This window comes from Sporomusa intestinalis, assembly GCF_055383785.1.
In genome coordinates, this window is sequence record NZ_AP042390.1 from 3743928 (window position 1) to 3756119 (window position 12192).

At 51.6% G+C, this 12192-nt stretch carries 11 protein-coding genes and 1 tRNA gene; 7 read left to right on the forward strand and 5 right to left on the reverse strand.

The window, feature by feature from the left end; translation table 11 throughout:
- Positions 1-128 precede the first annotated feature (128 nt).
- The 3 genes from ACZ481_RS17620 (at position 129) to ACZ481_RS17630 (ending at position 4062) form a co-directional block, all read left to right on the forward strand.
- Entirely contained in the window at positions 129-2300 is a 2172-nt protein-coding gene (locus tag ACZ481_RS17620) for a TonB-dependent siderophore receptor (RefSeq protein WP_464766656.1), read from the forward strand.
- A gap of 60 nt (positions 2301-2360) precedes the next feature.
- Complete coding sequence (locus ACZ481_RS17625) at positions 2361-3671, forward strand: PepSY-associated TM helix domain-containing protein (protein ID WP_464766657.1); 1311 nt, start codon at positions 2361-2363, stop codon at positions 3669-3671.
- Positions 3672-3777: 106 nt separating this feature from the next.
- On the forward strand, positions 3778-4062 hold the full coding sequence (locus ACZ481_RS17630; protein ID WP_464766658.1) for a hypothetical protein: 285 nt from the start codon (positions 3778-3780) through the stop codon (positions 4060-4062).
- Here ACZ481_RS17630 and ACZ481_RS17635 read toward each other — a convergent pair.
- Positions 3979-4878: a hypothetical protein gene (locus ACZ481_RS17635; protein ID WP_464766659.1), complete on the reverse strand. Its 900-nt coding sequence runs from the start codon at positions 4876-4878 to the stop codon at positions 3979-3981. The two genes, ACZ481_RS17630 and ACZ481_RS17635, sit on opposite strands and share 84 nt — an antisense overlap.
- 816 nt (positions 4879-5694) lie before the next feature.
- On the opposite strand from ACZ481_RS17635, the gene ACZ481_RS17640 reads away from it, so the two are divergent.
- The 4 genes from ACZ481_RS17640 (at position 5695) to ACZ481_RS17655 (ending at position 9685) form a co-directional block, all read left to right on the forward strand.
- Complete coding sequence (locus tag ACZ481_RS17640; protein ID WP_464766660.1) at positions 5695-7104, forward strand: nitrilase-related carbon-nitrogen hydrolase; 1410 nt, start codon at positions 5695-5697, stop codon at positions 7102-7104.
- A gap of 202 nt (positions 7105-7306) precedes the next feature.
- Entirely contained in the window at positions 7307-7822 is a 516-nt protein-coding gene (locus ACZ481_RS17645) for a DUF2867 domain-containing protein (RefSeq protein WP_464766661.1), read from the forward strand.
- 119 nt (positions 7823-7941) lie between these two features.
- Positions 7942-8157 (forward strand): hypothetical protein, encoded by a 216-nt coding sequence (locus tag ACZ481_RS17650; protein ID WP_464766662.1) that lies wholly within the window; start codon positions 7942-7944, stop codon positions 8155-8157.
- 208 nt (positions 8158-8365) lie between these two features.
- Positions 8366-9685: an MATE family efflux transporter gene (locus tag ACZ481_RS17655; RefSeq protein WP_464766663.1), complete on the forward strand. Its 1320-nt coding sequence runs from the start codon at positions 8366-8368 to the stop codon at positions 9683-9685.
- A gap of 261 nt (positions 9686-9946) precedes the next feature.
- On the opposite strand, the gene ACZ481_RS17660 is transcribed toward ACZ481_RS17655, so the two are convergent.
- The 4 genes from ACZ481_RS17660 to ACZ481_RS17675 form a co-directional block, all read right to left on the reverse strand.
- Positions 9947-10023 (reverse strand) — tRNA-Arg (locus ACZ481_RS17660).
- A gap of 221 nt (positions 10024-10244) precedes the next feature.
- Positions 10245-11543, reverse strand: coding sequence for a hexokinase family protein (locus ACZ481_RS17665; RefSeq protein WP_464766664.1), 1299 nt, complete (start codon positions 11541-11543; stop codon positions 10245-10247).
- 72 nt (positions 11544-11615) lie between these two features.
- Positions 11616-11825, reverse strand: a complete 210-nt coding sequence (locus ACZ481_RS17670; RefSeq protein WP_464766665.1) for a hypothetical protein — start codon at positions 11823-11825, stop codon at positions 11616-11618.
- A 109-nt stretch (positions 11826-11934) separates the two neighbouring features.
- Positions 11935-12105, reverse strand: a complete 171-nt coding sequence (locus tag ACZ481_RS17675) for a Spo0E family sporulation regulatory protein-aspartic acid phosphatase (RefSeq protein WP_464766666.1) — start codon at positions 12103-12105, stop codon at positions 11935-11937.
- Between the last annotated feature and the right edge of the window lie 87 nt (positions 12106-12192).

Genomic DNA, 12192 nt, shown 5'->3' on the forward strand with positions numbered 1-12192 from the left:
CACAAGAAGAGTAAGTTACGTTCGTTCAGCGCCGTTTTGCTACCTTAGCCATTGCCATTGCGCCGGGACAAGCAGGCTTTTCGGCATGAGCCAGGGACCCTAAATCTTAAAGGAGTGTGAGGGAACGAATGAAAAACAGTACACTAAGCCCGGCCAAAAAAAGGCTGCTATACGCCCTGATCGGCAGCAGCCTTTTTTGGCAATATCCCGTTTACGCCGCCGCAGAAGCGGCGCAACCCCCGTCTGAGCAGACCGCCCGGGAAACAGCAGCCGCCGGTGATGCGGCGCAGCGTGAATTTGCCCTGGAAGGCGTGGAGGTAACAGCCACAAAAGACACCGGCTATATTGCCAAACGCAGCTCTGTTTCCACCAAGACCAACACGCCACTCAACGAAACGGCTCAGTCCATCAGCGTAGTCACCCGGGAGCAGATGGAAGCCCGCGCCGTACAAACCCTGGATGAAGCCATCGCCTATACGCCGGGCATCACTCCCACCACATACGGCAAAGACGCTCGCGGCTACAGCTATGTGCTCATTCGGGGACTTAGCAGCGGCAACTATTCGTCCTTTACCGACGGCCTGCGAAACCCGGTCGGCGTGTTTGCTACAACCAGTACCGACACCTATGCCTTTGACCGGATTGAAATCCTGCGGGGTCCGGCTTCTATTCTTTATGGCGCCAACGCTCCCGGCGGTCTGTTTAATCAAGTTACCAAGCAGCCGCCTGAGCAGGAACTGCATGAAATCCAAATTCAGGCCGGCAATAACGCGAATAAGAGTATCGCCCTGGATATCGGCGGACCGGCACGTACGGACGGCAAACTGTTGTTTCGGCTGACATCCCGGACCCAGGAGCAGGATTTTGAACGGGATTATACCAGCGGCAGAAGTGTTTTTATTGCTCCGGCGCTAACGTGGATACCGGATGCTGACACGAAATTGACCATCTTAGCTACTTACCAAAAAAATGATATTAAAGGCTCTTCTACCGGCACCCGGCAAATTTTTTCATCCGATCATCCTCTGTACGGGTATCCCAGTACCCTGTTTATCGGCGAACCGGATTACGATCGCTTCGAGCGGGAGCAGAAGCAGATCGGCTATATTTTTGAACATAAGTTTAACGATATGTGGTCAGTAACGCAGACTGCCCGTCACTCCGATATTGACCTACGGTATCAATATATAGACATAGGCGGCGGGCTTAGCAGCGACGGCCGAACCTTAGACCGGGTCGCATATGCAATGCCGGAAACCTTGAGTGCCGATAGCATCGATACTCATTTTCAGGCCAAATGGTCAAACGGGGCGTGGTCGCATACAGCTTTACTGGGCTTGGATTACCTGCGGCGCAACTTTGATTCCCGTTGGCTAATGGGCTCTGCCCCCAGCCTCGATTTAGGGAGATTAAATTATGGTCAGGCGGTAACCGCGCCGAATATTCCCTTTTATTCTCAATTATCTCATATGCGCCAGCGCGGTTTGTATCTGCAGGACCAGGCGAAATGGGGAGATCGTTGGGTGTTTTTGGCGGGCGGCCGCCGGGATTGGTATGAAGATAATGCGAAAAGTATCAAACAGACGGCCACTACCGGCCGGGCCGGTATCGTCTATCATGCTACCAGCGAGCTGTCCCCTTATATCAGTTATACCGAATCCTTCGAACCGCAGTCCGGCTCAGACCGGTACGGCAAGGCTTTTGTGCCTACCACCGGAACCCAGTACGAACTGGGTGTCCAGTACCAGCCAACCGGAAGCACTGCCCGGTTTACCGCCGCCGTATTTGACCTGCGCCAGCAAAATGTGCTGACCGCCGACCCGCTGAATGAAGTCATTATCAGCCAGCCTGACTACAATGTACAAACCGGAGAGGTGACATCCAAAGGGTTGGAACTGGAAGCCCAGCTGACACCGGTTAAAGGTCTTAATATTATCGCCGCTTATACCTTGTTGGATAATAAAACAACGAAGAGCACTGTTGCAACAGACATAGGCAAGCGCACCGCAGGGATTGCCAAGCACGGCGCCTCGCTCTGGACCGATTACACGATACAGGAAGGCAAGCTGAAAGGGCTTGGGGTTGGCGGCGGGTTGCGCTATATCGGTTCTCGTTATAATAGCGCCAACACCATTAAGCATCCGGGGGTGGTAGTGACCGATGCGATGATCCGCTATGACCTGGATGAATGGCGGCTGGCGCTGAACTTCCGCAATCTGTTTGATAAGTTTTATGATGTCGGCACCGGCTATGCCGGCGAAGGCCGGACCGTGCTGCTGACAGCCACGCACCGCTGGTAAGAATAGAAAACACTCCTGTCAGCACCAAAATTTTGCGACAATGCGATAAAAGGAGGTTTCATGCGGTACTGGTATTCCCTTCATAAATGGTCCAGCCTGATTTGCGCCCTTATCATGCTCATGCTTTGTATCACCGGGCTGCCGCTCATCTTCCATGATGAGCTGGAAGATGCGCTGGACAGCCGCCCGCATTTGACGGCGCGGCCTTCTCTGTACCGGAATCTGGACACACTGGTCGCGGCCGCCGCCGCCGAGTATCCGGCCTATCAGCCGCGCTGGGTCATTATTAATAATGAAAAACCGGAAGTTTCAGTCGGCCTGGCGTCGCCGGACAACGGTGAAAATCCGTGGATTACCTTGAATGCTTACACGGGGAAAGCCATCACGTCCTCAGAAACCAAGTCTCCGGAAAAAACCGCGCTGACCTGGATCTCCCGTTTGCATGCCGATCTGTTTGCCGGTTTGCCGGGACAGTTGTTTCTCGGCTTTATGGGATTTTTATTCCTGCTGGCCCTGGTATCCGGCGTCATCCTCTACAAGCCGTTTACGCGGTTTACTGCCTTTGGCACCATTCGCGCCGCAGGTGCGCCGCGCCAAAAATTTGCCGATCTCCATAAACTGCTGGGCATAGTGGCTTTGGTATGGGCTGTGCTCGTGACGGGAACCGGCGTCTTACATACGCTGTCCGCCCCTTTGTATCAGCATTGGCAAACTTCGTCTATGCAGTCCCTGTTGGAGCCTTACCGCCAGCAAGCGCCGCCTGACCGGCTCAGCCCTGTGCAGCAGGCTGTCGCTACCGTCCGGGCGGCGCTTCCCGGCCACCGCGTCGCCTTCCTCTATTTTCCCAATGACCAATGGGGCAGCCCCTATCATTATATGATTTATACAACAGGCGCAACATCGTATACCACTCACTGGTATACGCCGGCGCTGGTTGATGCGGCAACCGGGCAGCTAACGGCCGTCGCCGCCGTTCCCTGGTATATACGCCTGCTGCAGCTCGCCCATCCGCTTCATTCCGGAAATTATGGCGGCCTGCCGCTGAAAGTCCTGTGGGCCTTGCTGGATGTCGTCACGATCGGTATGATTGTCAGCGGCAGCTATCTGTGGCTATTGCGAAAACGGCCGGCGCCACCGATTATAGCACAGCAAATACCGGCAGTTTCCGAACTGGCGGCCGCGAAAGCGCCGCAGCCGCAATCCACCTGGCAAATATGGAAACTGCCCCTGCTGCTGGGATCCTTAACCGTCCTAGGCTGCGTGGCCGCACTGTTCGGAGCCGGAATCTGGCAGGGATTGTCCTGGTTGTTTCTCAGCCTGCCGCTGCTGATTGCCATAAAGTTATGTTTGCGTTCACGGCAAAACCGCTGACGCGGAGCCCAAACGTTAAGTGAATAGAAATAATCGCCGCTATTTGAGCAGTGAAGTGCCCCCCTTTTATTAGACAAAACCAAATCTACTGAAAGGGGGTTTTTCTATGGCTAAAAGGATGTACAGTACGGAATTAAAAATAGAGATTGTTCAAAAATATTTGCAAGGAACTGTTGGCGCAAAACAACTGGCCCAGAAATATCCCGCTGCAGCCAGGCACTGGCATAGCCAACAGGATATAAAAGACCCGCGATCTCTAAAAATGAAGCCGGGAGCTGAAATGTTCAGCGCCCGGCTTCTCGCTTATTTATTTTTCCTGCTGCTTTATCATCAACACATTCGAGCCCAAATCAAATTTTACCACAAACGCTTCAAAGAAATCCCGCCCTAACAGTCCGTCTGCTTCAAATTCGGGTGGAAGATCTTCAAGCAAAGCCGCATAGAACCGTGCAATGGGCTGCTTATTATCGCTTAAGTCTAATTCTACCAAGTCTAACCCAAGCCCCTTGAAAAGGTCAGCGTTTGGCAAGAAATCAACCTTGTCGGCGGGTACTGTCTCAACATTTGTGGCGAGCGTTTGCGCTTTAATGATTGAAAGCGATGCGCCAGTATCCAATATCATGCCGCAGCGTTGTTTTCCATGAGCAACCTCAACCTTCAACCCTTCCGGAACAAGCTGAAAAGGCAGCCGTATCCACTCGCTCTCATCTTCTCTCCCTGACAGAACAGGCGTATCTTCAATCCTTAACAAACCCTTTTTATAATCGATAGTCACTGTATGCCGGTTGAAAAAGCCCAGACCGATTACCGGCAAATCTTCGTCATCAGGCGCATCCACCGGGTCGCCAAGCGAAAGCCCCCAAGGCTGAAGCTCTTCACCGGAAACCGCCGTAAATCGCATCCCGTTCATATCCAGTTCTTCGATAATAAACCGCTCATTAGTAGCGGTTCTTCCCGCCAAGTCTATCCTTTTCTGCGTTCCGATTATCTTCAGCTTCGGAATAGAGTCCATTATTCGTCTTGGCAAATGCACGCCTCCACTAGAACCCAGATCAAGTATGCCAACCTGTGGAGTTCCATTAATCTTTAGTTCAAGCATGGGGATTCCGTAATCAGTTATGTGAAACGGAATATCAATCGCTTTTGCAAACACGTTGGCACTCAGGGTTAACAGAAATGTAAACATAAATAAAATTTTGTACTTCATGCTTTATCTCCTTTACGTCATTTTTCCTCTTATTTAAGGCTTTATTTTCGGCGCAGTATCATAGCAGCCGCCGCATGCAATCATTGTAATAACAATCTGCCAGATGATTAACCCCAGAAGCGAGCTTGCATTTGACACCGCAGACCGGTATAGGAGGCAGAACAAAAACAGAAGAAGGGCATTGTCATTCGGGTTAATACCATCTCCCGCAAAGAACTGGACATTATTAACCGAACACTTAGCTAAAGCGTAATTACCATCCAAAAAGGCAAAAACAAAGCCCCCAAAATTATATAATATTTTAATTTATATTTTTTCTGTATCTAGCTTACATTCTTGGCAGGGCTCAGCGATTCCTTTTACTTGCCCAGAAAAAGTATACCATTCCTTAAGGCAGTATAGCCTATTTTACCCAGGGTAAAAAAAAGAAAAATTCCCCGGCTATGCGTACGCCTTCCTAACCAGAGGGCGGTCTTTTTATTTCCCCGCCGCGCAGTCCGGGGCTCCCTTGCTGCCGGCAGGCCCGTCGCACGGGACGCGGCGGCGCGGGTTTGGCCGCCGTGGCCGGTGCGCTTTCCTTGCTGACGCAAAGGAGCAGGCCCAGCTTACGCAGGGCGGCCGCGCGCTTTTGGCGGCAGTGCAGGGTAAGCCGCTTTGGGCCGTGAGTGTGGCGCGGCGGCTTTCCCCCTCCCGCTTGTTTCCCGGGAGGGGGTCAGGGGGTGGGTCCGTCCCATCCGGCACAGGATTTCCTTTGCGCCTGGCGAAAATATCCAGAAGAATGCAAGGGAGGTTTTCCGTATGTCCGTCTTACCGCCCGTGAAAAATCGGTTGCCTTATTATTTTCTGTCTGCCGTCGGCCTGAGCGCCGTCCTGTTCTTTTTCTCCACCGGTTTTTACGATAACTGGCCGCTGACCTGGCTGGCCCCGCTGCCGGTCTGCCTGTACGCTTTAGAGGCACAGGCCGGCCGGGCGGCGCTGGCCGCGCTTGCGGCCTACAGCCTTGGCGGGCTGAACGCGTGGGGCTATTTGCCGCTGCCGCTTTTCGCCGGTTCAACCATCCTGAACGCGGCCGCCTTTGCCGCGGCGGCGCTGCTGCTGCGCAGCTTGGTCCGGTCCGGGCAAGCCGCGTTCGCGCCGTTTGCGTTTGCCGCCTGCTGGACAGCGTTTGATTATGTCCGTTCCCTGGTATCCTCGTTCGGCACGTTCGCCAGCCTGGCCTATACCCAGGCGCTCAATCTACCGGTCATTCAACTGGCTTCTCTGACCGGCATCTGGGGCATCACCTTCCTGCTCATGCTGGTGCCGGCCGGCCTGGCGGTTGCCTGGCGCTGCCGCCGGCAGGGGCGCGGGCGTCGCTCTGTCCTGCTGCCCGCCAGCGTCCTGCTGGCGGCAGCGCTGCTGTACGGGGTCTGCCGGCTCTATCTGCCGGCCGCCGGACCGGTGGTAACCGTCGGTCTGGCCGCCGTCCCGGCCACCAGGGCCGAGCTGCGCAGCCAGGACGCCGCAACCGTGAACCGTACCCTGCAGGGCTACAGCCGCAGCGTGGACGCGCTGGCCGCCGCCGGGGCCCAGGTAGTGGTGCTGCCGGAAAAGCTGGCCTTCTTAGCGCCGGAAAACCGGGAAGCGGGGCTGGCGCTGTTCAGCCGGACAGCGGCGAGCAACCGGGTTGTCCTCGTTGCCGGCCTCAGTCTCCAGCAGGAGCGGCTGGCCAATTCGGCGGTCGCCTTTGCTCCTGACGGCTCGCCGGCCGCCGCCTATGACAAGCAGCATTTGCTGCCGGCCTATGAAAGCCAATACACGCCCGGCGACAGCCTGGCCTGGCTGGACGCCGGCGGGACCGCGGCGGGACTGGCCATCTGCAAGGACATGGACTTTATCCGGCCGGCCAGGGACTACAGCCGCCAGGGGGCCGGCCTGCTGCTGGTGCCGGCACTGGATTTTCACGCTGACGGCTGGCTGCACGCCCGCATTGCCGTCCTGCGCGGCGTAGAGGGCAATATGGCCGTCGCCCGCGCCGCCCAGTGGGGCCTGCTGACGCTCAGCGACAGCCGCGGCCGCATCCTGGGCCTGACCGCCGCCGATGCGGCCGCCGGCGAAGCGACCCTGCTGGGGCGGCTCCCGGCCGGCGGCGGCCGCTCGCTGTACAGCCTGACCGGCGACTGGCTGGCCTGGCTGTGTCTTGCCGCCACCGCCCTGGCCGTATACCGGCTCAGCCGGCCCGGATGAGGTCGGCAAACACCGTACGGGACGTTGCCGCCGGGCCGGTGTCACAAACGACTGCGTTAAACCCAATAGGCAAGCCATTGATACCAGCTTGCAAGTGTCATAAGATGAAGAGAGAGTTCTCCAAGGATATCAAAAGCGATTTGAAAATTTTAAAGCAAATCGCTTATAATTAATGCTCAATTGTAAAAGCGAGGGAATTTATATGAGTATAGTTAAAAGACGGAACTGTATACCTAATGGCTCTATTATTCGCAATGGCTTTGGGGAGTTTAATTATTGTGATTCCTACGAAACTGTGATCAATGTGCAAAATAGAAGTATTGATCAAATTCTAAGCGACCTTTTTGATTTATCATCGCTTCCCTGGATAGTTCTCCTGAAACGCATTAGAGACAGCTTAGTCCAACCGTTCGGTCTCCAAATAGACGAGGGTATACTAACGAATAAAACAAGCAGTTATAATCCAGGTTCTAAGGTTTTTTTATTTGCCTTTACGGTCTTGAAGCGAACTGTAAATGAAATTGTAATGGGAAAAAACGATAAGCATCTCAATTATAGGCTTTCCCTATTTTTGGCTCAAAACGATTCGAAAGTTTATGTGACAACAATCATAAAATTTCATAATTTAGGAGGACGAAGCTATTTTGGGCTAATAAGGCCTTTTCACCAACTTATTGTCTATTCTTTAGTCAAGAAGAATTTAAGTTTAACAATCTGAGAAGTACAACGCCGCCGATGAAAATTCAGATACTGTCTGTTTTGGGGTTGCCGTCACCAAGAGGCGGCCTTTTTTATTTTCCTCTCCCGCGTATTTTCCGAGAGAAGTCATGTGGGTTAATGGCGTTCTTAGCGCCGAAAAACAGGGAAACCGGGCTGACCATGGATTTGTTCTGGCCGGCCAGGGACTACATCCGCCAGGGGCCCGGCCTGCTGCTGGTGCCGGCGCTGGATTTTCACGACGACGGCAAGTCATTGACACCAACTGATCGGTGTCTTAAAATGAAAAGAGAATTCCCTGTGAAAGGAGGTCAAGAGGATGTATGCTGTTTTTGATTGCGTATTGCCCCGTGATGTACAATCGCCGGTTCGCGCAAGCGGTTTGGGCCAAAATTGGCTTCGTCCGCCCTTTTTTAGGCAATCGCATATCGCGAACAATTACCGGAACCTCTTGACCGCAATAAGATCGTCCTATTGTTGAAAAATATTTGCGAAAAGACGCCGGTTATTCGGTGTCTTTTTTTGCTTTCACGGAGGAAACGCTATGCAACCACTCATAAGTTACCGACAAATCGGCAAGCTGGCTTGGCCGGTTATCGCCGCCCAATCTGTTGTGTTAATTAACGGCATGATTGACCTGGCTTTCATCGCCCCTTACGGCACTGAGGCCATTGCCGCCGTAGCCATCGCTAATGCCTTATGCGCTGTGCTGTTTAATTTTCTGGAAGGGTTCCGGCTTGGCACAACCGTTTTAATCGCCGAAGCCTCGTCTGGGAATAATATGCCAAAAGCAACCGCCATAGTAAGCAGCGGGTTATTCCTGGCGGCGATAATTGGCGGCTTGTTCACTGCCTTCGCCCCGCTCATCAGTCATTGGGTTTACCGGCTTGCCGGTAATGCGGCAATGCAGTATCACGGTACAGACTACTTGACAGTCTGGCTATGGGTCTTGCCGTTCATATTATTTTCCTATGTGCTTACCGGACTGTTCCGGGGGCTAAAGGACACGGCAACGCCGCTGTATGCAACCTTTGTTGTCTGCCTGCTCAATGTTTTGGGGGATTATGTGCTGGTTTGCGGCGGCTTTGGCTTTCCCAGCCTGGGCGTAAAGGGAGCGGCCTGGGGAACGCTGCTTGCCAGCCTTGCCGGGTTCAGCATCCTCATGCTGCTGGCAGTAAAGAAGCCTTTGACCAGCTCCTGTCTGCACGTTAAGCAACCATTTTTCAAACAAATCCCGGAATATGTCGCATTGGCCGTCGATGTCGGCCTGAACACAGGCTCCACACTGCTGGCCCTGCTGCTTTTTGTGTTCATCGTCAAACCGTTGGGACCTGCTGCTCTGGCGGTGCATCAGATTACCTTACAGGTTTTTAATTTAGCCTATCTGCCCGCCGTCGGCTTTCTCATCACAGCCTCAATTATTGTTCCCCGGCTATTGAACCCCCTTCATAGCGGCCTGCTGGTCCCCACCGTGCGCCGGATCGGTCAAATGAGCGTTGGGGTCGTCTTGATTACAAGCGGTTTGCTGGTTATCTTTTCCGCAACTGTCAGCAATTTTTTCAGTCCGACCGACAAACAAGTGGCAGCGCAGGCGGCGCAAACAATGCGGCTTGTTTGCGCCGGTCAGCTATTTTCTGCCATTTACATGGTCCTACGCGGGGCGCTCACCGGGTGCAAAGATACCCGGTTTATTGTTTATGAAGGCTGGATATCGGGTTATCTTGTCTTTTTGCCTTTGGCTTATTTTTTGGCAATAAAGGCAGGCTATGGCATCTACGGAGGATATATGGCCTTCGTGGCATGGTGCATAACCGATTGCGGCGCGCTTGCCTGGCGTTTTTTTCGTCAACAGCGTTTACTATAAAATGCTGCCGCTACAATAGCCGTGTTTCCTACACTTAACTGGCAGTGCTCCTCAGGGCCGTGCAACCGTTAATGCATTACGGAAAGTACGCAAACAGGCTGTGCACAAAGGCACAGCCTGTTTGCCAGACGGCCGGTTAGTACGGTTTAACACAAACCCTTCCCGCCAGGTTCAGCCGCGTTGTTGTACGGTTGTTGTAAAACTGCTCTGAAAACGAAAAAAAGGCTTTACGAAAATGCCCGTAAACCCCTGAAATATCTATGGCGACCCCGGCAGGATTCGAACCTGCGACCTTTTGATTCGTAGTCAAACGCTCTATCCAGCTGAGCTACGGAGTCATGTTCAATTGTTACTTGACTATTATATTATGAGAATCGAATAATGTCAACACCGACAGAATTATTTATAATCAACCATAATAGCAATACGCTGGGTCACAATCGTTTAAAACAGCAGGATTTTCCCTTGTCGCTTCCAGCGGCACCACCCTATCATACCCTGAATCCAAACAAAACAGGCTGATCCATACCAATAGATCAGCCTGTTTTTTATCTATTCTTTATACTTTTGTATTATATACCGTGGCGGCAGCAATAGCCGCGCCTATGCCGGAGCCATCTTTACTTAGTTTAAGCGTTATCTGCTTGGCATTTTGACTAAATATTTCCGCTATAGCCTCCAATAAGTGAGTTTTATACCCTGGCATCTTTTCATACAATGAGCCATCAACCGCAATTGTATGTTGCCTTGTTAGCATCGGATCAATCTTAATTAAAACGCCAGCCCATGTAGCAGCTACTAAACGGGCGGAACGCCTTGTAACAAGGCGGGCAACGCTCTTGATTGCCGCAAGCTCATGAATCCTTAACCCAGTAAGTCCCCAACACTTAGCGGCCATATTGGCTACAGCGTCCAGTGCCGGTGATTCATCGGCCAGAACCGGTGAAAGGTCTGCTGTTGAAACTGAATAAGGAACCCGCAGCCTGTCTGAAACAATACATATATGCCTCTTAATTGCGAGCTGATGAATAATCAGTCTCACCAGCTCACCCAAATATTGTCCTGAAGCCATTTTCTCAAGCCGTTGAGATCCAATTTTTTCACTGTCCGTATCGAGCTGCCTGTCATATTCTGTTTGCTGGATTCCGTCAAAGTTGCCTGCCTCCAAATTGATAATCATAGGCTGTCCAGTCAGAGGATGACAAGGTTCAAGGTAGCAGGTATTATGGCCTGTTCCGCAGATTGATCCGACCGAAGTGGCCATGTCGGTATAAGCAGTTGATAATAATGTACCGGTAGTGTCATTAATTACGGCTACTGATTTAATATGGCTAAGCCCGTTGCGTGCCAGCGCTGCCTGCAATAATTCGCCGATATTCCGGCCTTCAACCCCGCTCGTTGTAAATTCTTTCGTCCAGGTGATCAGTACGGCTTCGTTAACACCTTGCTGCCGGCAGGGAAAGGAAAACGTGTGCCCCAGGGGATATGTACCATCACTGGGTGCAATTTCAGCTATTTTGCCGGCGATGAAATCAAAAAGTTCCTCACCGGAGGCAGATGCCGCAGTATAATCGTAATTCCCATGCTTATCTTTTAATAGGGCTGCACGTTTGTCAATAATAGTAACCTGACCGTTACCAGCCAGTTCGACTAACAATACGCGAATATTAGTACCACCAAAATCAATAGCAATTACTTGCCCCTGCTCCCGGCCTGTCGGATTACCAAGAAAAGACGGTAGCATTTTCAGGGAACTTGCCTTTCCAGCCAGACCATTGCACATGTCCTGCTGAAAACAAATAGCAATGTCTCGCATAAAATCGGTAGATATAACAAACTGTTCCTCAATCAGTGCCAAAACTCCAGCTAATGTGTTCAGGATGATCTACCTCCGGGTTAATATATGATTAACTGAGCCTCTTCCGAGAGGCTATTTATAATATTTGCTGGGAGTAAAGATATACCTTATAGCTCGCAGTAGACGAATAGCCAGACGAATTAGCATTCGTTTGAAATCCAGCCACACCAGGCCGAGAATAATAATTGCAATAAAAAGCATTCGTAGGTTTACAGCAGTATAAAACTGATCGATTATAATAAACCCTGCCACAGCAATCGCCGCAAGACTGGTCCAGCTCATAAAAAACCTTCTTCCATGGTTTTACACTATGCTTTTAATGAAAGAACCTGTACTTTACTAGCATCTATAACAGTCTGAGTACTATATCAACAAGCTGACAACTAACTGCTTAATTATCCTGCTGAATACGATAATACTTGCTAATGTGGCTGTCTAACAACTGACTGGTTTCTAATACCTGAGGATCAGAAACTCCATAAGATGCAGCCAGCAAATTCATCTGTCTCCGTAAATATTCTATTATATCAAGGATATTCAAAGCTTCGATATTTTTAGACAACGAGCGCGCCCCCACACAGAAAAATACCTCTTCTCAACAACAATTAACATTATAAACTATATTCCCTAATTTTGGAAGAACGATTTA